Annotated in this window: 23 protein-coding genes and 1 pseudogene; 8 read left to right on the top strand and 16 right to left on the bottom strand. The window is 74.9% G+C overall.

The annotated features are described in order from the left end of the window. Positions 1-47: 47 nt before the first annotated feature. Positions 48-821: an MBL fold metallo-hydrolase gene (locus ABZ719_RS22540; protein WP_366726963.1), complete on the top strand. Its 774-nt coding sequence runs from the start codon at positions 48-50 to the stop codon at positions 819-821. Then, positions 818-1,459, top strand: a complete 642-nt coding sequence (locus tag ABZ719_RS22535) for a VTT domain-containing protein (protein WP_366726962.1) — start codon at positions 818-820, stop codon at positions 1,457-1,459. The genes ABZ719_RS22540 and ABZ719_RS22535 overlap by 4 nt, the downstream gene beginning before the upstream one ends. 94 nt (positions 1,460-1,553) lie before the next feature. Here the strand turns inward: ABZ719_RS22535 and ABZ719_RS22530 are convergent, their stop codons facing one another. From ABZ719_RS22530 to ABZ719_RS22520, 3 genes are all read right to left on the bottom strand, one after another. After that, on the bottom strand, positions 1,554-2,732 hold the full coding sequence (locus ABZ719_RS22530; protein ID WP_366726961.1) for an MBL fold metallo-hydrolase: 1,179 nt from the start codon (positions 2,730-2,732) through the stop codon (positions 1,554-1,556). Continuing rightward, positions 2,729-3,925, bottom strand: coding sequence for an aminotransferase class I/II-fold pyridoxal phosphate-dependent enzyme (locus tag ABZ719_RS22525; RefSeq protein ID WP_366727011.1), 1,197 nt, complete (start codon positions 3,923-3,925; stop codon positions 2,729-2,731). The genes ABZ719_RS22530 and ABZ719_RS22525 overlap by 4 nt, the downstream gene beginning before the upstream one ends. Positions 3,926-4,905: 980 nt before the next feature. Then, positions 4,906-5,769, bottom strand: a complete 864-nt coding sequence (locus tag ABZ719_RS22520; RefSeq protein WP_366726960.1) for a hypothetical protein — start codon at positions 5,767-5,769, stop codon at positions 4,906-4,908. Positions 5,770-5,984: 215 nt separating this feature from the next. Between ABZ719_RS22520 and ABZ719_RS22515 the strand changes: the two genes are divergently transcribed. After that, entirely contained in the window at positions 5,985-6,386 is a 402-nt protein-coding gene (locus ABZ719_RS22515) for a DUF2795 domain-containing protein (RefSeq protein WP_366726959.1), read from the top strand. A 151-nt stretch (positions 6,387-6,537) separates the two neighbouring features. After that, positions 6,538-7,080: a type 1 glutamine amidotransferase domain-containing protein gene (locus ABZ719_RS22510; protein ID WP_366726958.1), complete on the top strand. Its 543-nt coding sequence runs from the start codon at positions 6,538-6,540 to the stop codon at positions 7,078-7,080. Positions 7,081-7,433: 353 nt separating this feature from the next. On the opposite strand, the gene ABZ719_RS22505 is transcribed toward ABZ719_RS22510, so the two are convergent. Next, the gene (locus tag ABZ719_RS22505) at positions 7,434-7,712 is read right to left on the bottom strand and encodes a DUF6158 family protein (RefSeq protein WP_366726957.1); all 279 of its coding nucleotides are present in this window, start codon (positions 7,710-7,712) and stop codon (positions 7,434-7,436) included. Between the two features lie 58 nt (positions 7,713-7,770). Between ABZ719_RS22505 and ABZ719_RS22500 the strand changes: the two genes are divergently transcribed. Then, positions 7,771-8,889: a Vms1/Ankzf1 family peptidyl-tRNA hydrolase gene (locus ABZ719_RS22500; RefSeq protein WP_366726956.1), complete on the top strand. Its 1,119-nt coding sequence runs from the start codon at positions 7,771-7,773 to the stop codon at positions 8,887-8,889. Between the two features lie 34 nt (positions 8,890-8,923). On the opposite strand, the gene ABZ719_RS22495 is transcribed toward ABZ719_RS22500, so the two are convergent. Together ABZ719_RS22495 and ABZ719_RS22490 are read right to left on the bottom strand one after the other, a co-directional pair. Then, positions 8,924-10,543, bottom strand: coding sequence for an ATP-binding cassette domain-containing protein (locus ABZ719_RS22495; protein WP_366726955.1), 1,620 nt, complete (start codon positions 10,541-10,543; stop codon positions 8,924-8,926). Between the two features lie 137 nt (positions 10,544-10,680). Then, positions 10,681-11,340 carry a histidine phosphatase family protein gene (locus tag ABZ719_RS22490; protein ID WP_366726954.1) on the bottom strand — a complete coding sequence of 220 codons (660 nt, stop codon included), beginning with the start codon at positions 11,338-11,340 and terminating at the stop codon, positions 10,681-10,683. Between the two features lie 97 nt (positions 11,341-11,437). Between ABZ719_RS22490 and ABZ719_RS22485 the strand changes: the two genes are divergently transcribed. The 3 genes from ABZ719_RS22485 to ABZ719_RS22475 all read left to right on the top strand — a co-directional run bounded on the left by ABZ719_RS22485 (position 11,438) and on the right by ABZ719_RS22475 (position 14,173). Next, positions 11,438-12,943 carry a phosphatase PAP2 family protein gene (locus tag ABZ719_RS22485; RefSeq protein WP_366726953.1) on the top strand — a complete coding sequence of 502 codons (1,506 nt, stop codon included), beginning with the start codon at positions 11,438-11,440 and terminating at the stop codon, positions 12,941-12,943. A 147-nt stretch (positions 12,944-13,090) separates the two neighbouring features. Continuing rightward, a complete protein-coding gene (locus ABZ719_RS22480; protein ID WP_366726952.1) occupies positions 13,091-13,930 on the top strand; it encodes a class I SAM-dependent methyltransferase in 840 nt (279 codons plus the stop codon). A gap of 72 nt (positions 13,931-14,002) precedes the next feature. Beyond that, positions 14,003-14,173 (top strand): hypothetical protein, encoded by a 171-nt coding sequence (locus ABZ719_RS22475; protein ID WP_037858208.1) that lies wholly within the window; start codon positions 14,003-14,005, stop codon positions 14,171-14,173. Positions 14,174-14,275: 102 nt separating this feature from the next. Here ABZ719_RS22475 and ABZ719_RS22470 read toward each other — a convergent pair whose 3' ends face one another. From ABZ719_RS22470 to ABZ719_RS22425, 10 genes and pseudogenes are all read right to left on the bottom strand, one after another. Beyond that, positions 14,276-14,557 (bottom strand): gas vesicle protein K, encoded by a 282-nt coding sequence (locus tag ABZ719_RS22470; protein WP_037858205.1) that lies wholly within the window; start codon positions 14,555-14,557, stop codon positions 14,276-14,278. Next, a complete protein-coding gene (locus ABZ719_RS22465) occupies positions 14,554-14,751 on the bottom strand; it encodes a gas vesicle protein (RefSeq protein ID WP_037858204.1) in 198 nt (65 codons plus the stop codon). Before ABZ719_RS22465 ends, ABZ719_RS22470 begins: the two co-directional genes overlap by 4 nt. A gap of 161 nt (positions 14,752-14,912) precedes the next feature. After that, a pseudogene (locus ABZ719_RS22460) lies at positions 14,913-15,668 on the bottom strand (GvpL/GvpF family gas vesicle protein); the annotation flags it as partial. Next, positions 15,665-16,069: a gas vesicle protein gene (locus tag ABZ719_RS22455; protein ID WP_366726951.1), complete on the bottom strand. Its 405-nt coding sequence runs from the start codon at positions 16,067-16,069 to the stop codon at positions 15,665-15,667. The pseudogene ABZ719_RS22460 and the gene ABZ719_RS22455, both read right to left, overlap by 4 nt. Further along, positions 16,066-17,274 carry an SRPBCC family protein gene (locus ABZ719_RS22450; RefSeq protein ID WP_366726950.1) on the bottom strand — a complete coding sequence of 403 codons (1,209 nt, stop codon included), beginning with the start codon at positions 17,272-17,274 and terminating at the stop codon, positions 16,066-16,068. The genes ABZ719_RS22455 and ABZ719_RS22450 overlap by 4 nt, the downstream gene beginning before the upstream one ends. Beyond that, a complete protein-coding gene (locus ABZ719_RS22445; RefSeq protein ID WP_366726949.1) occupies positions 17,271-18,098 on the bottom strand; it encodes a hypothetical protein in 828 nt (275 codons plus the stop codon). The genes ABZ719_RS22450 and ABZ719_RS22445 overlap by 4 nt, the downstream gene beginning before the upstream one ends. Next, a complete protein-coding gene (locus ABZ719_RS22440) occupies positions 18,095-18,358 on the bottom strand; it encodes a gas vesicle protein GvpG (protein WP_037858196.1) in 264 nt (87 codons plus the stop codon). Before ABZ719_RS22440 ends, ABZ719_RS22445 begins: the two co-directional genes overlap by 4 nt. 4 nt (positions 18,359-18,362) lie before the next feature. Beyond that, entirely contained in the window at positions 18,363-19,133 is a 771-nt protein-coding gene (locus ABZ719_RS22435; protein ID WP_366726948.1) for a GvpL/GvpF family gas vesicle protein, read from the bottom strand. Continuing rightward, positions 19,130-19,555 carry a gas vesicle structural protein GvpA gene (locus ABZ719_RS22430; RefSeq protein WP_366726947.1) on the bottom strand — a complete coding sequence of 142 codons (426 nt, stop codon included), beginning with the start codon at positions 19,553-19,555 and terminating at the stop codon, positions 19,130-19,132. Before ABZ719_RS22430 ends, ABZ719_RS22435 begins: the two co-directional genes overlap by 4 nt. Before the next feature lie 112 nt (positions 19,556-19,667). Beyond that, the gene (locus ABZ719_RS22425) at positions 19,668-19,970 is read right to left on the bottom strand and encodes a gas vesicle protein (RefSeq protein WP_366727010.1); all 303 of its coding nucleotides are present in this window, start codon (positions 19,968-19,970) and stop codon (positions 19,668-19,670) included. Between the last annotated feature and the right edge of the window lie 8 nt (positions 19,971-19,978).

Raw genomic sequence — 19,978 nt, 5'->3', positions numbered from 1 at the left:
CCCCTGCACGTAGGCTCAGGGGGAGTCGCGCGAAGGAGGCAAAGAAGGTGCCGGTGGAGATCACCTGGTGGGGTCACGCGACGTGCACGCTCGAGGATTCGGGCGTGCGTGTGCTGACCGATCCGCTGTTCGCCCGCCGCCTCGCTCACCTGCGGCGGCGCCGCGGCGCGCTGCCGCCGCCGGACGCCCGGCAGGCGGACGTGGTGCTCGTCTCCCATCTGCACGCCGACCATCTGCACGTCCCCTCGCTGGCCCGGCTCGCCCCGGGCACGCGGCTGCTGGTGCCGCGCGGGGCGCCGCGGGCGGTGCCGGGCCTGCGGCGGCTCACCGGGCTGCGGATGACCGAGGTGACGCCCGGGGACCGGGTCGAGGCCGGCGGGCTCGTCGTCCGGGTGGTGCCCGCCCGCCACGACGGGCGGCGGCTGCCGGTGGGACCGCACCGCTCACCGGCGCTCGGTTACGTCGTGGAGGGCGCCGCCCGGACGTACTTCGCCGGGGACACCGGTCTGTTCGAGACGATGGCCGAGGAGGTCGGGCCGGTGGACGTGGCACTGCTGCCGGTGGGCGGCTGGGGACCGTACCTCGGCGAGGGACACCTCGACGCGGAGCGGGCGGCGCACGCGCTGGCCCGGCTCGCGCCGCGCAGCGCCGTACCGGTGCACTACGGCACGTACTGGCCGATCGGGATGGACGCCGTGCGCCCCCACGAGTTCCATGCGCCGGGTGAGGAGTTCGTGCGCCATGCGGAGCTGCGTGCGCCGGGGGTGGCGGTGCACCGGCTCGGGCACGGGGAGAGTGTGCGGCTGGAGGTCGCCCGGTGATACGGCTCGCCGCCGCCGTGACGACGGTGGTGCCGCCGGAGTCCACGCAGCAGGCCCTCGGCTATCCGTCGCTGTTCCTGCTGGTGCTGGTCGGGGCGCTGGTCCCGGTGGTGCCGACGGGAGCCCTGGTCAGTTCGGCGGCGGTGGTGGCCGTGCACCAGACGGCACCCTTCTCGCTCGCACTGGTGTTCGTGACAGCGTCGCTGGCCGCGTTCCTCGGGGACGCCGCGCTGTACTGGCTGGGGCGGCGGGGGCTCCGTTCGAAGAACGGTTCGCGCTGGCTGGCGGCGATCCGCTCGCGCGCGCCGGAGGAGCGGCTCGCGCAGGCGCAGGAGAAGCTCGGCGAGCACGGCGTCGCGGTGCTGGTGCTCTCGCGTCTGGTCCCGGCCGGGCGCATACCGGTGATGCTGGCCTGCCTGCTGGCCGGCTGGCCGCTGCGCCGTTTCTCCCGCGGCAACCTGCCCGCCTGTCTGGCCTGGGCGGTGACGTACCAGGTGATCGGCATCCTCGGCGGTTCGCTGTTCCCCGAGCCGTGGGAGGGCGTGGTCGCCGCGATCGTCCTGACCGTGCTGGTCGGCGCGGCCCCGGGGGTGTGGCGCAGGCTGCGCCGGTCGGTCCCGGCGCACCGCTCGAACTGACCTGCCGGGGCCCGTCGCTCCGGGCCGCCCGACCGGGGCTCGGAGCCGCGAACGCGAGGGGGCCCGGCGCGGACTCCCCCGGTGTCCGCGGGGCTCAGTCCAGCACCCGGGACGCACCGACCGGGAGGTCCCACAGGTCCTCCCGGGCGAGGCCCGCCCTGTCCCAGGCCACACGGACCCGGGTGAGCGGTTCCAGGACGGGTTCCGCGGACAGCACGAACGTGCCCCAGTGCATCGGGGCCATCCGGCGCGCGCCGAGGTCCTGGGCGGCCCGGACCGATTCCTCCGGGTCGCAGTGGACGTCACTGAGCCACCAGCGGGGGTCGTAGGCGCCGATGGGGAGCAGCGCGAGGTCGATGCCGGGGTAGCGGCGGCCGATCCGGGCGAACCAGTGGCCGTAGCCCGTGTCCCCCGCGAAGTAGACGCGCTGTCCGTCGGGGGCGGTGAGCACCCAGCCGCCCCACAGACTGCGGCAGGTGTCGGTGAGGGTGCGCTTGGACCAGTGGTGGGCGGGGACGAAGTCGATGCGGACCCCGTCGAGCCGGGCCGCCTCCCACCAGTCCAGCTCGGTGACGCGGGTGAACCGCCTGCGCCGGAACCAGCGGCCGAGCCCGGCCGGGACGAACACCGGCGTGTCGCGCGGGAGTCTGCGCAGGGTCGGGGCGTCGAGGTGGTCGTAGTGGTTGTGGCTGATGACGACCGCGTCGACGGGCGGCAGGGCCTCCCAGGCGACGCCGACGGGGGTGATGCGGGCGGGGGTGCCGACGATCCGGCGCGACCACACCGGGTCGGTCAGCACGGTCAGTCCGCCGATCCGTACGACCCAGCTGGCGTGCCCCGCCCAGGTGACGGCGACGGTGCGGCTGTCCACCCGCGGCAGCGGGCCCGGCTCGTAGGGCAGCAGGGGGATGTCGGCCAGCCCCTCCTTGCCCGGCCGGACCGCGCCTTCCCTGGCGAACCGGGCGAATGCCTTCAGACCGGGCAGCGGGGCGGTGAGCCGGTCGTGGAAGGCGCGCGGCCACACCCGCCGCTCCCCCAGCGGGCGCGGCTCGGCCAGCGGCGGGAAGGGCGCGGCCGGGGAGGCGAGCGCGGCGGGGGCAGCACGGCCGCCGGTCTCCCGGACGTCCGCGGTCGCAGGGCCGGACGGAGGCGCGGTGGGGGCGGAGGCGGTCGGGGCGGTGGCGGAAGGCGCGGTGGTGGAGGGGGACGTGGTGGTGACGGAGGGGGGCGGGGCGGGGGTCGCGGTCGGGGTCGGCTCGGACTGCTGCGTCATCGAGGAGGCTCCCATCGCCGGGCGTCGTCACGGAGATCGTCGAAGACCGACCTCAAGGAGATCAACGCGCGCCGCACGTGCGGCAGTTCCAACGGCTCCGGGGACAGCAGGCATCGCGCCCGCTCCTCGTCCGTGCCGCCGAGCAGTTCGGCGCAGGCCAGCCGTACGCGCAACGCGCCGAGGTCGTCCCCGAAGCGGTGGCCGCCCGGCGCGCTCAGCCCCGTGCGGGTGCGGAGGAAGTCCTCCAGTTCCTGCGCGTCGCCGACCCCGTGGGCGGCGAGCGCGGGGCGCAGCGGACCGAGGTCGGCGTAGAGGTGGCGTCCGGTCTGCGGCGGCCGGGCCAGCGCGCCCGCGGCGACGACCGTGTCGTGCACGGCGCGGGCCAGGCGCGCGTGCAGGCGCACGCCGGCGGCCAGGCGCGTGGTGACGGGCTCGGGTTCGTCCAGGGCGTAGCCCGCGGCGGCGGCGACGGGCTCGGCGACGCGGGCGTCCAGGGCGGTGAGGATGTCGAGCACGCGTGCGTGCAACGCGTCGCCGCGCGCGCCGTCCGGGAAGCGGGCGACCGCTGCGGGCCAGCCGGCGGGCAGGAAGGCACCGGCGAGGTCGGTGACGACGGTGACCCGGTCGGGCAGCATCTCGGCGGGGCTGAGCAGCACCGTCTCGTGCGGTGCGTGCACGGTGTCGCGCCACGTCTCGTCGCTGACCAGGTGCAGGCCCTCCCCCGCCGCCGCCTCGACGGTCTCGTGCAGCAGCTCCGGCGGTGCCACGGTCGCGGTCGGGTCGTCGGCGACCGCCAGCACCAGCAGCCGCGGGTCGCCGCCCTCCGCGCGGACCCTGCGCACCGTTTCCAGCAGCGCGTACGGGTCGGGTACGCCGCCGCACTCGGCCGGTGTCGCCACGGGGAAGGCGGGCCTGCCGAGCAGGCGTGCGGAGGGCGCCCACCAGGCGGCGCACGGCCGGGGCACGAGGACGTCGCCGCCGAGCGCGGCGGTCAGGGCGAGCAGGAGGGCGGGCGCGCCCGGCGCGGCGGCCACCCGCTCGGGCGTGGTGGCCAGGCCGCGCCGCTCCCAGTAGCCGGCCGCCGCGGCCAGCAGCGCGGTGCCGCCGCCGATCGGCCGCTCCGCGCGCCGTGCGGCGGAGGCGGCGAGCGCGGCGGACAGTTCCGGCAGGACGGGCAGTCCGTCGTCGGGCAGCGCGGAGGGCCCGTAGCGGACGGGACCGTGGCCCTGACCGCGCCCGTGACCCGGGCCACGTCCGTCACGGGGTCCGGAGTCGTGGGCGGGTCCGTCGCCACCGGGGCGCGGGTCGCGGCCGGAGCCGTGTGCCGGGCCGCTGTTGCGGGGGCCGGGGCTGGGGCCGCTGCTGCGGGGGCCGGGGTTTGGGCCGCCGTCCCGGTCCTGATCGAAACCGCCGTAACCGGGACCTGAGTCGTTGCCCAAATCCGGCCCGGGGCCGCCGTAACCGGAATCTGAGTCTTCGCCCGAACCCTGGCCTGGTCGGCCGTGACCGGGGCCGGGGTCGTGGCCGGAGGCCTGGCCCGAACCGCCGAAACCGGAGCCTGAGTCGTCGCCCCGACCCTGGCCCGGTCGGCCGTGACCGGGGCCGGGATCGTGACCGGAACTCTGTCCCGGACCGCCGAGACCGGAACCTGGGCCTTGGCCACCGTCCCGGCCCGGGCCGCCGTGGCCCCGGCCCGGGTCGTGGCCTTCGGGGGCCGTCCGCCGCATGGGTACCTCCGCCCAGTCCCTGGTGCCGTGCCGTGCCGCCGGTCCGTACGGGCACGGGTACGGGGGCCGCGCCCGGCGCCCGCCGCGCAGTCCGCCGCGGCGCCCGGCGCCACGGCCCGGTCCGCCGCCGGCACCGGTGCGGGTGCGGCCGCCGGCCCGTCCCGGGGCCGGTCCGGTGTCCGAGGTCTGGGCGGGGCGGTGCGCCCGGCACCGGGCCGGACCGGGCCCGCGGTGGCCGTGGCCGCCGCCCGTGGCGCGTCCGTCCGTACGGCGAGAGCTGGTGCGGCGGTCTCCGTGGGCGCCGTGCCCTCGGCGTGCGAGTACCCCGGCCGGTGCCGTTCCATGGCAGGCGGGCCGGACCGCGCCGGTCACCGGGGGCCGCGGCCGGCACGGCGACAGGGGCGGGGGCGGGTGTCCGAGGTCCATGCGGTGTCCCGTGGGCCCGGTCAGCCGTCCGCTCTCCTGCGCCGCCACACGCGGTGCGCGGCGCCGCAGAGCGCGATGGCGATGAGGGTCCCGCCGCCGATCAGCGCGGGCAGCGACGCGGTGAACGAGCCGCCCGTACCGGCCTGCACGCCGTGCTCGGCGGCCGCACCCGCACAGGACCCGCCCCCCGTCCACTCGCCGTCGCCGTCGTCGCTCCCGTCCTCTTTGCCGCGGTCGCGGTCGGTGCAGCCCGAGCCGGGGTCGTGGGTGGCCTGGCCGTGCGGGCTCTGGTCCCGGCCCGGGGCGCGGGTGGCCTCGTCGCGGCCCGGTTCGCGCGAACCGTCGGTACGGGCGGGGGTGCGCGAGGGCGACGCGTGCGCCGTCTGGTCGCGGCCGGGGGCTGCTGTGGAGGTGCCGTGGGAGGGGTCGTACGAGGCCGTGCCCGCGAGCGGGCCGTAGGACGGGTCGCCGCCCCGGGTGCCGGAGGGCGCCCCGTCCTGGAGGGGACCCGGGGACGCCCCCGTGAAAGCGGGGTCGTGCGCCAGCGCGTCCCGCAGCAGCGGGTCCTCGGCGGGATCGAGGAGCCCGTCGTCGTCGGGCGCGGAGGCCCGGGGCGCCGGCGCGGGCAGGGCGGGGGCGTACGCCGGATGGGTGCCGGCTGCGGCAGCCCCCGGGAGGGCGTCGCCGCGCGCCGGTCCGGCCGCCCCGGCGCTCCGGGGCCCCGGCGCACGGACCGCGCCGCCGGGGTGGGCCTGCACGCGGGCGTTCACCGGGCTGTCCGGGCGGGCCGCGGGGCCGGCCGCCGCGACGGCCGACGCGGCGGGGCCCGCTATGAGGGCGGCCAGGGCGGCGGCGGACAGGGCGCGGGGGACGGTACGGCGCATGGGCGGAACTCCTCGGACCGGCGGTCGGCGGACGGCACGTCGCGCGTGCCTTCCCCGCCATCACAGCCCCCCGGGTCGCGGACCGCGCGCGGCCGAGCCCCATTCGCGGGACGGCGGCGGCCTATCGGGTGACCTGTCATCCGGGCCGGAGAGGCCGTGTCGGTTCCGTGTGCACGGGTACGCGGCAGCCACCCCCGACCGATCTGGAGGGAGACATGCAGCGAGGCAGTGACCGGCTGAGTGTCCACCGTGACGACGAGATGAAGCACGAACTGCAGGGACTGCTCCGGTCCGGCCATCCCACGCGCAGCGAGGAGTGGCACGACCCGGAGCCGACCGCCGAGGACGACCCCGAGGTCTGGGGCGGCCCGGTGGCACCGGGCGGTTCCCGGGCCTCCCTGGAGACCGTCCGCCTTGAGCTGGCCAGGATCCTCGGCCGCAGCTCCTTCCCCGCGGGCCCGTCCGAACTGGCGCGCGTGCTGCGCCGCAAGAACGCGCCCGACGCGCTGGTCGACGCGCTGGAGCGGTTGCCGCGCAAGGCGCAGTACGCCAACGTCCAGGAGCTGGCCAAGGAACTGACCCACACCGAGCGGCCCGCGCGCGAGGACCGGGCGTAGGCCCCGCCCGGGCCGACGCCCCGCCGGGACACCCCCGGCCGACCGCGGACCGTCCTCCCTGCGTACGGGGGCGGCCCCGTATACGAGGACGACCCCGCTCACGAGGACGACGGCCCTCCCTACGAGGACGACGAAAGGACTCCGAACCATCATGCGCATCGCTTTTCTGACCGCACCCGAGGGCGTGGAGCAGGTCGAGCTGACCGAGCCCTGGAAGGCGGCGAAGGACGCCGGCCACGAACCCGTGCTGGTGTCCACGGCGCCCGGCGAGATCCAGGCGTTCGACCACCTGGACAAGGCGGACACGTTCCCGGTCGACGAGGTCGTCGGGGACACCTCGGCCGACTCCTTCGGCGGGCTGGTCCTGCCGGGCGGCGTGGCCAACCCCGACTTCCTGCGCACCGACGAGAAGGCCGTCGCGTTCGTGAAGGACTTCTTCCGGCAGGGCAGGCCGGTGGCGGCCATCTGCCACGCGCCCTGGACGCTGGTCGAGGCGGACGTCGTACGCGACCGCGTCCTGACCTCCTGGCCGAGCCTGCGCACGGACATCCGCAACGCGGGCGGCACCTGGGTCGACGAGCAGGTGAAGATCTGCGAGGGCGGACCGAACAAGCTGGTCACCAGCCGCAAGCCGGACGACCTGAAGGCGTTCTGCGAAGCCTTCCTGGACGTGTTCGGGCATCAGAGCGGCTGACCGGGCCGCGGCCGCCGAACGGCTGACCGGCCCGCGGCCGGCCTCCCGCCCCGCCAGGGACGGCCGGTCCCGACCTGCCGTCCCGACCGCCCGTCCGGACAGGTACGGCCGAGGAACGGTAGGTACGGCCGAGGAAAGGCGGCCTCCCCGGCAGCCGGGGAAGAACGACAGGTGCCCGTCGGCCCGCCGCAGGAAGCGGGCCGACGGGCACGACTGTGACCACTGACGGGTGCCGGATGTCAACTGTGACAGTTGACGGGTGAGGTGTCGGCTGTGACGGCTGACGGCTCGGGCGACGGGGCGGGATCCGGTGTTCCTCCCGATTCCCCCCGACGCCGGGCGCCGCCCCCCGTTCAGCGGCCCGGAGTCGCCGACCCCCCGCCGCAGCGTTCCCGGGCCCCCTCGCGGGTGCGGCCCGCTGCCACGGGACGCCGTGGATTGCGGCGCAGGTACTCGCCCTCGAGCTGCGCCATGCGCTCGTTGTGGATGCGCAGCGCGTCGTTGGAGCCGTACAGCAGGGTGTCGTGGCGCGTGCGGTGGATGGTCTCCAGCTCCTTCATGAGCTGCTGATCGTCCAGCCGTCCTGGGTCGACTCCGGTCATGGTGGTGCCCCGCTCGTCGTGTCCGTCCATGCCTCCCGGGTACCCGCCCCGCGCGCACTGCCACCGGACGGCACCCCGGGAGAGAGCCATGGATCTCGCCTTTCTGCATCCACTGTACGAACACCCGGGCCCCTGGGCCTCCGTGTACGTCGACACGTCCCGGCACACGGAGGACACCGCCCACGAGCTGTACCTGACGGCCCAGGCGATGGCGCGGGAGCTGGCGCGGCGCGGCGCCGACGAGGCGACCTGCCGCGCGGTCGGGGCGGCCGTGGAGGAGCTGCGCCACTCCCCCGACCCGCACGGGCGGGCCTTCTTCGCCCGGGCCGGGACGGTGGTGCTCGACCCGCGCCTGGCGCGCCCCCCGCAGGGCGGCAGCCGGGCGGAGTGGGGTCCGCTGCCGCGGGTGGGGCCGCTGCTGGACCTGGCGGGCGAGGACCCCGTCGCGATCGTCGCCTACGTCGACCGCAAGGGCGCCGACTTCGAACTGCGCAGCGCGCTGGGCCGGCGGGAGGCCGGCACGGTGGCGGGCCGGCAGTGGCCCGTGCACCCCACGAGCGGTCCCGACTGGTCGGAGCGGCACTTCCAGCTGAAGGTCGAGAACACCTGGGAGCACAACGCCGCCGAGATCGCGGACGCGCTCAGCGTCTGCCAGGAGGAGACCCGGGCCGATCTGCTGATCCTGGTGGGTGAGCAGCGGGAGCGGCACGAGGTGCGCGGGCGGCTGCCGCGCCGGTTGCACGACCGCGTCGTGGAAGCCACGCACGGCTTCGGCAGCAGACTGCTGGACGAGGACGTGGAGCAGCTGCGCGCCGAGCACGTACGCGACCGGATCGACGGGGAACTGGACCGGTTCCGGGCCGCCCGCGCACCCGACGGGGAAGGCCGGTCCGGCGCCGTGGAGGGGGTGCCCGCGCTGGTGGAGGCGGCCCGCGAACACCGGCTGGAGGAGCTGCTGATCCGTCCCGAGGCGGCGGACGCCCACCGTGCGGTGTGGATCGGCGAGGACCCCGACGAGCTGGCCGCGCGCCGTACCGAGCTGAAGGCGCTCGGGGAACGGCACGCGTGGTCCACCCGGGCCGACGACGCCCTGATCCGCTCCGCGGTGACGACGGACGCCGCCGCTCTCTCCCTGACGCCGGTGACGCCGCTCCTGGAGGACGACGCACCGGCCGGAGGCCTGGGCGCGATCCTCCGCTGGAGGTGAGCCGCCGACGGCCCGCCGGCGGTCCGGTGGGGGCCTACCGGGCCCGTTCCACCCTGCGTTCGTCCCAGACCGGTTCGGGGGTCTCGCGGACCCGGCCGTCGCTGCCGAAGACCAGGTAGCGGTCGAAGGAGCGGGCGAACCAGCGGTCGTGGGTGACGGCGAGGACCGTGCCCTCGTAGGCTTCGAGGCCTTCCTGGAGCGCTTCGGCGGACTCCAGGTCGAGGTTGTCGGTGGGCTCGTCCAGGAGGAGGGCGGTCGCCCCGGCGAGTTCCAGCAGCAGGATCTGGAAGCGGGCCTGCTGGCCGCCGGAGAGCCGGTCGAAGGCCTGCTCGGCCTGCCCGGTCAGCTCGTAGCGGCGCAGCCGGGACATCGCGGCGCCCCGGTCCTGGGCGTGCTCCTTCCACAGGATGTCCAGGAGGGTGCGGCCCTCCAGTTCCGGGTGGGCGTGGGTCTGGGCGAAGTGGCCGGGCACCACCCGGGCGCCGAGCTTCCACGCACCGGTGTGCGCCACGTCGCCGCCCGCGAGCAGGCGCAGGAAGTGCGACTTGCCGGAGCCGTTGGAGCCGAGCACCGCGACCCGTTCGCCGTAGAAGACCTCCAGGTCGAACGGTTTCATGAGACCGGTCAGCTCCAGGGCCTGGCAGGTGACGGCCCGCACGCCGGTGCGGCCGCCCTTCAGGCGCATCCGGATGTCCTGCTCGCGGGGCGGCTCGGGCGGCGGGCCGGCCTCCTCGAACTTGCGCAGCCGGGTCTGCGCGGCCTGGTAGCGGGAGGCCATCTCGTGGCTGACTGCGGCGGCCTGGCGCAGGTTGAGCACCAGCTTCTTCAGCTGGGCGTGCTTCTCGTCCCAGCGGCGGCGCAACTCCTCGAAGCGGGCGAAGCGTTCGCGCCGGGCCTCGTGGTAGGTGGCGAAGCCGGCGCCGTGCACCCAGGCGTCGGCGCCGGCCGGGCCGGGTTCGACCGAGACGATCTTCTCGGCGGCCCGCGCGAGCAGTTCGCGGTCGTGGGAGACGAACAGGACGGTCTTGCGGGTCTCCCGCAGCCGCTCCTCCAGCCAGCGCTTGCCCGGCACGTCGAGGTAGTTGTCGGGCTCGTCCAGCAGCAGCACCTCGTCGGTGCCGCGCAGCAGCGCCTCCAGGACCAGCCGTTTCTGCTCGCCGCCCGACAGGGTGCGCACCTGCCGCCACTGCGCCTTCTCGTAGGGCACGCCCAGCGCGGCCGTGGTGCACATGTCCCACAGCGTCTCGGCCTCGTAGCCGCGGGCCTCGGCCCAGTCGGCGAGCGCCTGCGCGTAGCGCAGCTGGGCGGCCTCGTCGTCGACGGTCATGAGGGCGTGCTCGGCCGCGTCGACGGCGCGCGCGGCCTGCCGGATGCGCGGTGGGGCGACCGAGACGAGCAGGTCGCGCACGGTCGTCTCGTCGCGTACGGAACCCACGAACTGCCGCATCACGCCGAGGCCGCCGTTGACGGTGACGGTGCCGCCGTGCGGTTTCAGCTCGCCGGAGATCAGGCGCAGCAGGGTCGTCTTGCCCGCGCCGTTGGGTCCGACGAGGGCCACCACGGCGCCCTCCCCCACCCGGAAGGACACGTCACCGAGCAGCGCCCTCCCGTCGGGCAGGTAGTACTCCAGGTGCGCGGCTTCCAGATGTCCCATGGTCCCGCATTCTCCCGGCGGCCCCCCGGCCGCGGCAAACCCTTATCGCCCTGGTCCGGTACGGCGGCACTCGTCCGGTGCGCGGGCCGGCGCGGCTCAGCCGGGACGGGCGCCCGGCGTCGCTCACGCCCGTCCGCTCACCCGGCGTCGACGGGCCGTCCCGCCGGGCCTCCCTCGCGTGCCGGGGTCACGACGGCACCCGCCCAGGTCAGCGCCGTCCAGCCGGCCTCGGGCGTGCCCTCGAGGATCACCACGCCGGTGTTGCGCAGCGGGTGGGCGGCGGCGAACCGGGCGTCGAGGTTGCGGGCGCGCACCGCGGTCCACAGGCGGATGGCCGCGCCGTGACTGACCATGGCGACGGTCCGCCGGCCGCCGGCCGCGGCCTCGGCGACGACGGCGTCGTACCGGGCCAGCGCCTCGGTGCCGCTCTCCCCGCCCGGCCCCGGCATCCGCAGGTCGCGCCGGCCGGCGGCCCAGGCCAGGACCGTCCGCAGGTAGCGCTGTCCGCGTTCGGAGTCGCCGGGTTCCCCTTCCAGGTCCCCGGCGGACAGCTCGCGGATGCCGTCGCGGACGACGACGTCGAGTCCGCGGGCCGCGGCGAGCGGGGCCGCGGTGAGCTGGGTGCGCACCAGGGTGGAGGCGTAGAGGGCGTCGATGTGCTCGCCGGCGAGTGCCTCGGGCAGCGCGGCGGCCTGCCGGGTGCCGAGTTCGGTCAGGCCTGGTCCCGGGGCGGTCGTGTCCAGCAGGGAGTCGACGTTGGAGGGGGTCTCGCCGTGGCGGACGAGCAGCAGGCGCATAGGAGGTCCCGGGTGGCTCGGGTGCGGTGTGCCGTGCGCGCACGGCCGGGTACGACCCGCGCACAAGAAACGGCCGCTTCAGGGTAACGGTGCCTGTATGAGCCCTGACGTCGACCTCACCGTCCCGGCCAGCGCGCCGGGCAGCGCCGCCCGCGCCGCCGTGACCCGCCTGCTCGCCGCCGACTCGTGGCTGTTCCGGGCGGCCGCGGGACGCCGCTGGCCCGGTGCCGAGCCGGTGCTGCCCCGGCTGAGCCGCAGCGCCAACCACGGGGTGCTGTGGTTCGCGACGGCGGCGGCGGTCGCGGCGAGCCGCACCCCGCGCGCCCGGCGGGCCGCGGTGCGGGGCCTGGCCTCGCTGAGCCTGGCCTCGCTGACCGTCAACACGCTCGGCAAGCGCTCGGTGCGCCGGCCGCGGCCTTCCCTGGATCCGGTGCCGCTGGTGCGCCGGCTGGGGCGGCAGCCGATCACCACGTCCTTCCCGTCCGGCCACGCCGCCTCGGCCGCCGCCTTCGCGACCGGTGTCGCCCTGGAGTCCCCGGCGTGGGGCGCGGCGGTGGCCCCGCTGGCCTTCTCGGTGGCGGCCTCCCGTGTCTACACGGGCGTCCACTTCCCGAGCGACGTGCTGGCGGGGGCGGCCCTGGGCGCGGGGGCCGCGTTCGCCGTACGGGCGCTGGTGCCGGCCCGCGCCCAGATCGTGCCGCCGGCCCGGCCGCGGGCCGACGTCCCGGCGCTCCCGGAGGGCGAGGGCCTGGTCCTCGTGGCGAACAACGCCTCCGGTACCGCGGAGCGGGCCCGGGCCCTGCGGGACGTGCTGCCGAAGGCGGAGGTCGTCGAGTGCGAGCCGGAGGGCATACCGGACGCGCTGGAGGAGGCCGCGGGCCGGGCCCGGGTGCTCGGGGTGTGCGGCGGCGACGGCACCGTGAACACCGCCGCCGGGACCGCGCTGCGCCACGGCCTGCCGCTCGCCGTGCTGCCGGGCGGCACGCTCAACCACTTCGCGTACGACCTCGGGGTGGAGGACGCCCGCGATCTGGGCCGGGCCGTGGCGCGGGGCGAGGGTGTCCGGGTGGACGTGGGCCGCTTCAGTTCCGCGCGGGGGGAGGGCGTCTTCCTCAACACCTTCAGCCTCGGGGTGTACCCGGAGCTGGTGCGTGAGCGCGAGCGCTGGACGGACCGGATCGGCGGTTGGCCCGCGGGGGTGCTGGCGGCGGTGCGGGTGCTGCGGGCGGACCGCCATCCGGTGGAGGCGGAGGTCCAGGGCCGCCGCCGCCCGCTGTGGCTGCTGTTCGCCGGCAACGGCACCTACCACCGCATGGGCCTGGCGCCGGGCCGCCGGTTCGACCTGGCCGACGGGATGCTCGACGTGCGGGTGGTGCACGGGGGCCGCAGGCCCGCCCTGCGGCTGCTGTCGGCCGCGTTCGCCGGTCCGCTGACCCGGTCCCCCGCGCACGCGGCCGTCCAACTGCCCCGGCTGCGCCTGAACGGCCTGGCGCCGGGGACGCTCCTCGCCTACGACGGCGAGGTCACCGAGGTGGAGGGCGAGGTACGCGTGGAGAAGCTGCCCGGCGCGCTCACGGTGTACCGCCCGCTGCCGCCCGCCTGAGCAGGCGGCCCGGCCGCCCCTGACGGGCCGCCTGTCCACATGGCAATACGCAGGTCTCATCATTCGGCATGCGCGCGTACCGTGATCCGTACCGACCCGGGGCCGCGCGGCCCGTCCGGGCGGCCGGTGACGAGAAGGGGTACCGCCATGCCGAAACCGCAGGAGACGGCCGTCTACACGCACGGGCACCACGAGTCCGTGCTGCGTTCGCACACCTGGCGCACCGCCGCCAACTCGGCGGCCTACCTGCTCGGCTCGCTCAAGCCCCACATGAAGATCCTGGACATCGGCTGCGGTCCCGGCACCATCACCGCCGACCTGGCGGAACTGGTCCCCGACGGGCACGTGACGGGCGTCGACCGGGCGCCGGGCGTCCTGGAACAGGCCCGCGCCACGGCGGCCGCGCGGGGACTGGACAACGTCGACTTCGCGGTGGCGGACGTGCACGCCCTGGACTACCCGGACGACACGTTCTGCGTGGTCCACGCCCACCAGGTGCTCCAGCACGTCGGCGACCCGGTGGCGGCGCTGCGCGAGATGCGGCGGGTGACGAAGCCCGGCGGGTTCGTCGCGGTCCGGGACGCGGACTACGCCGCGATGACCTGGTACCCGCGGGTGCCGGGGCTGGACGACTGGCTGGAGCTGTACCGGCGGGTGGCCCGCGCCAACGGCGGGGAACCGGACGCCGGCCGCCGGCTGCGCTCCTGGGCCCTGCGGGCGGGGTTCACGGAGCCCCAGGTCACGGCCGGCTCCAGCACCTGGACGTACGCCACCCGCGACGAGCGGGAGTGGTGGAGCGGGCTGTGGGCCGACCGCACGGTGGCGTCCGCCTACGCGGAGCGGGCCACCGGGGGCGGCCACGCCACCGAGGAGCGGCTGCGGGCGGTGTCCGGGGCGTGGCGCGAGTGGGGCGGGCGGGAGGACGGCTGGTTCGCGGTCCTGCACGGGGAGATCCTGTGCCGCAAGGAGGACCCCGCACACGCCTGAGAAGCGTCCCGGCGAGCCGGCGGGGATGCCTGATTCCCGCTTTCCGGGAGACCCGGGGAGCAGGAGGTCATGATGGTTCCCATTCTGCTCGTTCTGCTTCTCGCGATCGTCCTCTTCGGGATCGGCTTCGCCGTGAAGGTGCTGTGGTGGGTGGCACTGGCGGTGCTGGTCGTCTGGCTGCTCGGGTTCCTGGTCCGCGGGACGTCCGCGTCCGGTGGCCGGGGCCGCTGGTACAGGTGGTAGCGGTACACGCGGTACAGGTGACAGAGGAGGAAAAGGGATTCCGGTGAATCCGTGAAAGGGATCCGGTGAAAGGGGATCCGGCGGATGAGAAAAGGAATTCCCTCACTCCCGGGGAAGCAGCGGTCCCAGCGGCCCGAGGTCCAGGTTCAGGTCCTCGGGCCGCAGGCCGTAGCGGTCCCGCAACTCCGCCATACGGTCCTCCAGCAGCATCAGCGTCAGGCCGATGCGCTCCTCCTGCTCCTCGGTCAGGTCCCCCACGTCGAAGCGGCGCAGCGCCTGCCGCTCCATGAGCTGGCGCAGCAGTTCGACCACGGTGAGGACGAGTTTCACCAGGTCCCGCTCCACCGTGTCGGGTTCGAGTTCGAGATGCTTGCGCGCGGTCACGACGGCTCCTCCAGGGCCTCGAAGGGTGAGGGAACTTGCGCGTTCACCGAGCTGATCAGCGCGTTCAGGTCGATGCGGACGAGGTCCACGTCGGCGATGCGCAGGGTGACGTCGCCCGTGATCACGACGCCGCCGGCCAGCAGCCGGTCGAGCAGGTCGACCAGGGCGACCTCACGGCGTTCCACGACCGTCATGCCCGCTCCCCCCGCGGCGACGGGGGCACGGTGCCGGCGCGCGGCCCGGCCGCACCCTCCTGTGCGCCGCCTCCTCCGCTCTCCCCGGGGTTGCGCTCCGCGCCTTCCCCGGGCTTCTCCGCCGCTCCTTCGCCAAGGCTGCCGGGGTTTTCCTCCGCGCTCTCCCCGGCGAAGGAGTACGCCGCCCAGGGACCCGTGAGTTCCACCCGCAGCCCGGGCGCGTCGTCCTTCGTGCGGTCCACCAGTTCCACGAACTCCTCGGAATGGGTCCGCGGCACCAGATAGGCCGCGTTGAGCACATTGCGCCCGGCGGCCCCGGAGAGCGCGGGGTTCTGCGGGGCGTGCAGCCGCGATTCCTCGGCGAACGCCGACAGTTTCGCGTGCAGCCGCGTGGCGAACGTCTCGGCGCGCTCCCACAGGTCCTCGTGGGCCCGGGTCTCCTGCCGGCGCCGGCGCAGGTAGTCACGGCCGGACGCGGGTCTGTCCGCCGGTGCGGAGACCGCCGCCTCCTCGCGCCGCTCGGGCTCCAGGTACACCTTGACGCCCCACTCCACCCGCCCCTGGAGACGCTCCAGGGCGCGGCGGAAGTGTTCCTCCCGGGACTCGATCATCGCGCGTACCCCGCTGTCGTCCCGGAAGACGGTGGCCAGCCGGAGCGGCAGCGGGGTCGTGACGACGGTGAGCGCGTCGATGACGCCCTGGTGGGCGCGGGCGGTGGCGGCGAGCCAGTCCAGGTCCTCCAGGCGGGCGCGCAGCGCCTCCTCGGAGAAGTCCCGCTCCGGTACCTCGCTGACGACGGCGACCAGGCCGTGGTGCGCCAGCGGTTTGGCCGGCGCGCCCGCGACGCCGGTCAACTGCGCCTGCAGGGGCGCCCCGAGGGGGCGGCAGACGGCGTAGACGTACCGCAGTCCGGTCATGGTGCCTCCTTGGGGACGGTACGGCCCGCACGCTCGGTGCGGTCGGTACGGTCTGTGGTGCCCGCGCTCGCGCCGGTGCCGCTGCCCTGCTCCAGTCCCAGCTCCTCCAGCCGGGCCAGCCGCTCACGCAACTCGGCGTTCTCCCGCGCGAGTTCGTCGCGGCGGGCCCGGGAGGAGAGGGCGGGATCGCTCTCCCACCAGTCGATGCCCATCTCCTTGGCCTTGTCGACCGAGGCGACGACGAGCCGGAGTTTGATCGTGAGGAGTTCGATGTCGAGCAGGTTGATCCGGATGTCACCGGCGATGACCACACCCTTGTCGAGCACCCGTTCCAGGATGTCGGCCAGGTTGGCTCCGCTGCTCGGGCCGTACGGTTCCGGCAGCCTGCTCGGCATCGTCATCGACGGCTCCCGCCCTCGGCGTACTCGTACTCGGCCTCGTCCTCGTCGTCCTCGGGCTCGGCCCGGTCCTTGTGACCGCCTTCGGGCTCCTCGTCGTCCTCGTACTCCTCGTCGTCCTCGTACTCGCCCTCCTCGTCGTACGGCTCCTCCTCTTCCTCCGCCTCCTCGTCCTCGTCGTACTCGTCCTGCGGCTCCCCGCCGTCCTCCTCCTCTTCCTCGTCCTCGTCGTACTCGTCCTCCGGCTCCCCGCCGTTCTCCTCCTCTTCCTCGTCCTCGTGCTCCTCGCCCTCCGGCTCCCCGCCGTTCTCCTCTTCCTCCTCCGCCACCGCGTCGTCGTGGCTGCGGACGACCTCGCCGTCGCGGATCTCACCGCGCCAGCCGTCCTCCGCCTCCCCCTTGAGGGTGATGAAGCGGGCGAAGTTCTTCAGGTCGAGCCGGGCCCGGCGGCCCTGGGAGCGCCAGATGTTGCCCGTCTTCTCGAACAGACCGCTGGGGTAGTACTCGATGACGAGCAGGACGCGGGTGAGGTCGTCGTCGAGGCGGTGGAAGGACACGACGCCCTTCGTGGTGCCCTTGGCGCCCTCGGAGGTCCACTGGATGCGGTAGTCGGGGATCTGCTCGGTGGTGTGCGCCTTCCAGCTGCGGCTGGACCAGAAGATCTTCGCCTGCCAGTCGGAGTGGGTGTCGTCGGCACGGCTCGCGCTCTTGACCCCCTTGGCGAAGGTGCTGAAGTCCTGGAACCGGGTCCACTGGTCGTACGCGGTGCGCCGGGAGACGCCGACGTCGACGGACTCGACGATGACGGTGGGCTTGTTCCCGCTGCCGCTCTTGCGCGAGCCCTTGCCGCCGCCGAGGCCCTTGACCGCGCCCATCACCTTGTCCTTGGCGTGCGAGGCGCCGAGTTCCAGGGCGGAGCGCACCGGTCCCTTCCCCTCGGCGATCTTCCGGCCGCCTTCGAGGGCGAGTTTCGCGAAGCCGGGGCTGTTGCCCTCGGCGATGTCGTTGAGCTTCCCGGTGGTCTCGCCGAGCTTGCGGCCGAAACCGGCGAGCAGCCGCTCGGCCTGGGCGGTGAGGTACTCCTGCGCCTCCCCCTTGAGCCGGTCGGCGGCCTCGCTGTGGGCGAGATCGGTCAGCGGACTCTTCCTGGCCGCGCCGCCCGCGGCCTTGCCGGCCGCGGAGGTCGCGGATCCGAGGGCTTCGGTCATCGGTCACCGCCACCCTTCGCCGCCCTGCGGGCCGGCGTCGTCTTCCTCGCGGCCGTCTTCTTGCCGGCCGCCGTCCTCGACCCCTCCGCCGTCTTCCTGGCGGGGGCCTTCTTCGCCGCCTTCCTGCCCGGTGCGCCGGACGCGCCGGACTGTGCCTTCTTGCCGGCCGCCCCGGCGGTCTTCCCCGCACCCGCCTCGGCGGTCCTCTTCGCGGGCGCCTTCTTGGCGGGTGCCTTGCGCGCCTGCGCCTTCTTCTCCGGGGCCTTCCGCGCGGGCCGCTCACCGTCGCGCTCCCGGCCGGACGCGTCCTCGGAGCCGGGTTCCTCGCCGGCCTCACGGCCCTCCCGGTCCTCGTACCCGTCCCCGAACTCCTCCTCGTCCTCGGAGTCGTCGTCGTTCCCGCCGGCGTGCTCGTCCTCGCGCTCGTCGCCGGACCCGTCCTCGGAGTCCTCGCCGGCCCGTCGTCCGCCGCCGTCACGGGACGTGCGTCCGCCGCCCTCGGACCCGACGCCGGCCGCTTCGTCGCGGACCTGCGCCGTACGGCTGTGCAGCCGGTCCGCGAGTGCGGTCATCTGCCGTTCGACCATCGCCCCGGAGGCCGCCTTGCCCACACCCCGCAGGTCCTGGCGCAACTGGTCGCCGATCTCCTTGAACTGGGGGTTGTCCTTCAGCTGCTGGTTGACCAGGTCGGCTATCGCGCGCGGCCCGAGATTCAGCTTCTTGCCCGCGACCATGCTCCCGACGGCCAGGGCGAGTTTCGCCTTCTTCGTACGTCCCAGCAGGTAGCCGGCCCCTACCGCGAGGCCGAGTCCCATCCGATTCATCGTGCCGTCCCCTCACCCGTCCCCGCGCCACCGCGCAGGCCGATCTCCAGCCGGTCCAGCAGGGCGTCCTCCTCGCGGTCGAACTCCTCCTCGGTGATCTCCTCCGCCTCCAGACGCTCCTCCAGCCGTGCCAGTTCGGCCCGTACCGCGGCCGGGTCGTAGTAGATGCGCTCCGCCTCGCGCAGCACCTGTCTGACCGCCCAGGCGCTGCCGCGCGCCGGGGCGAACGGCAGCAGCAGCACCTCCGAGATCAGTCCCATGACCTCACTCCGCTCCCGCGTCGGCTCCCGCCGCGCTGCCCGCCGGCTCCGCCGGGCCGGGCTCGACGAAGCTGTAGGGCGGCAACGGGCCGTTGACGCGCAGTTCGAGATGGGGCATGTCCTTGCGGGCCTGCTCCACGGCCTCCAGGAAGCCGGCCGCCTCGTCGCGGTCGACCAGGAAGGAGGCGTTGACGAGCCAGCCGGTGGACTCCGGGCCGGCGCTCACCGCCGCCGCGTGCGGTTCGATCGCCCGCACCACCAGGTCGCCGTCCTCGGCCTCCCGTGCCTTGACGGCCGCCGCGACCAGCTCGCCGAGCCTGATCTTGTCCTCGTACGTTCCGCCACCGGCCTGCCGGTTGGCCTCGGCCTGCGCCCTGATCTCCGGGCTCTCGGACATCACCCGGTGCAGGACCGCCTCTTCCACGTGGCTGCCCTTGACGTTGTACTCGACCTTGCCGTCCAGGGCCCGCAGGCGTTCCTTGTAGTGCTCGGCGCGCTCGGTGAGCACCGAGGTGACGGACTCGTCGTCCGGGGCCACGCTGCCGAAGCGCATGGGCAGCACACAGCCCTCCGCGCCGGCCGCGCCGAGCACGTTCTGGTGGGCGAGCAGGTCCCTGCGCTTGGGCCGCAGCCCCTCGGGCGCGTCGCTGACCACGGCGGCCAGCTCGCCCGCCGTCAGGACGCGGACCGGCCGAGGCGGGTCGCCGACGCCGGCGAGGTCCTCGGGCGGCGCGGGGTGCGCGGCCGCTGTGATGCCGTAGACGTAGGTGCTCACTCCTGTTCCTCCTTCCGGCGCGCCGAGGAGGCCCTGCGCGGCCGCGGCCGGGACTCGGACTCGCTCTCGGAGCGGGCCTGCTTGAAGGCGTCGGAGACGGTCTGGGCGGCACCGGACAGCGCGCCCTTGGACTTGCCGCGCGCGCCGGACTCGGTGACCTCACCGACGATCTCGGGCAGGCCGGGGCTCTTGCGCGGCCCGGCCTCCAGGTCGAGCCGGTTGCAGGCCTCGGCGAAGCGCAGATACGTGTCGACGCTGGCGACGACGACGCGCACGTCGATCTTGAGGATCTCGATGCCGACCAGGGACACCCTCACGAACGCGTCGATCACCAGCCCCCTGTCGAGGACGAGCTCCAGTACGTCGTAGAGGCCGCTGCTGCCGCCTCCACCGCCGGACGTCTGTGCCGGGACAACGGTCATGCCGACCGTGCCTCCTTGTCTGTGAGTGGATGTGTGTGCGGGTCTGTATGTGCTTCCGTGCTCGGTTCGGTGCGGGGGGTGTGTGCCGCCGGTGCGACCCGGGGCGGGCGGCCTACCGGCCGCCGGACCTGTGTGCGTCGGCCCGGCCCCGTTCGTAGCGGCTCAGCCGCCGGTACCCGTCGAGCTGTCCCTCGGGGTCGAGTTCGACCAGGTAGCTCGCCATCAGACTCATCGTGTCGGGCACCCGGGCGAGTTCGAGCACCTCGACCTCCAGGGACCAGCCGTCCTCGGTCCGCTCGAAACTCGTGACGGACTCCGGGGTCAGACCGGTCAGCTCCGCGAACTGGGCGCGCGCCTCGCGCAGCACCTCCATGGGACGGGGCCGCCGCGCGGTCGTACGTTGGTCGTGGTCGATGTCGTCCT

The organism is Streptomyces sp. NPDC006743 (assembly GCF_040703815.1).
Taxonomy (GTDB): Bacteria; Actinomycetota; Actinomycetes; order Streptomycetales; family Streptomycetaceae; genus Streptomyces.
Note: the sequence above shows the minus strand (reverse complement) of the source record. Positions and strands in the feature narration are given on the sequence as shown.

Excerpts from the sequence above, each read along its gene's own strand:
- ABZ719_RS22530 (WP_366726961.1), bottom strand. The coding sequence starts at position 2,732 with ATGACGCAGCAGTCCGAGCCGACCCCGACCGCGACCCCCGCCCCGCCC.
- ABZ719_RS22520 (WP_366726960.1), bottom strand. The coding sequence starts at position 5,769 with ATGCGCCGTACCGTCCCCCGCGCCCTGTCCGCCGCCGCCCTGGCCGCC.
- ABZ719_RS22515 (WP_366726959.1), top strand. The coding sequence starts at position 5,985 with ATGCAGCGAGGCAGTGACCGGCTGAGTGTCCACCGTGACGACGAGATG.
- ABZ719_RS22510 (WP_366726958.1), top strand. The coding sequence starts at position 6,538 with ATGCGCATCGCTTTTCTGACCGCACCCGAGGGCGTGGAGCAGGTCGAG.
- ABZ719_RS22505 (WP_366726957.1), bottom strand. The coding sequence starts at position 7,712 with ATGGACGGACACGACGAGCGGGGCACCACCATGACCGGAGTCGACCCA.
- ABZ719_RS22500 (WP_366726956.1), top strand. The coding sequence starts at position 7,771 with ATGGATCTCGCCTTTCTGCATCCACTGTACGAACACCCGGGCCCCTGG.
- ABZ719_RS22495 (WP_366726955.1), bottom strand. The coding sequence starts at position 10,543 with ATGGGACATCTGGAAGCCGCGCACCTGGAGTACTACCTGCCCGACGGG.
- ABZ719_RS22490 (WP_366726954.1), bottom strand. The coding sequence starts at position 11,340 with ATGCGCCTGCTGCTCGTCCGCCACGGCGAGACCCCCTCCAACGTCGAC.
- ABZ719_RS22485 (WP_366726953.1), top strand. The coding sequence starts at position 11,438 with ATGAGCCCTGACGTCGACCTCACCGTCCCGGCCAGCGCGCCGGGCAGC.
- ABZ719_RS22480 (WP_366726952.1), top strand. The coding sequence starts at position 13,091 with ATGCCGAAACCGCAGGAGACGGCCGTCTACACGCACGGGCACCACGAG.
- ABZ719_RS22475 (WP_037858208.1), top strand. The coding sequence starts at position 14,003 with ATGGTTCCCATTCTGCTCGTTCTGCTTCTCGCGATCGTCCTCTTCGGG.
- ABZ719_RS22465 (WP_037858204.1), bottom strand. The coding sequence starts at position 14,751 with ATGACGGTCGTGGAACGCCGTGAGGTCGCCCTGGTCGACCTGCTCGAC.
- ABZ719_RS22455 (WP_366726951.1), bottom strand. The coding sequence starts at position 16,069 with ATGACGATGCCGAGCAGGCTGCCGGAACCGTACGGCCCGAGCAGCGGA.
- ABZ719_RS22450 (WP_366726950.1), bottom strand. The coding sequence starts at position 17,274 with ATGACCGAAGCCCTCGGATCCGCGACCTCCGCGGCCGGCAAGGCCGCG.
- ABZ719_RS22445 (WP_366726949.1), bottom strand. The coding sequence starts at position 18,098 with ATGAATCGGATGGGACTCGGCCTCGCGGTAGGGGCCGGCTACCTGCTG.
- ABZ719_RS22440 (WP_037858196.1), bottom strand. The coding sequence starts at position 18,358 with ATGGGACTGATCTCGGAGGTGCTGCTGCTGCCGTTCGCCCCGGCGCGC.
- ABZ719_RS22430 (WP_366726947.1), bottom strand. The coding sequence starts at position 19,555 with ATGACCGTTGTCCCGGCACAGACGTCCGGCGGTGGAGGCGGCAGCAGC.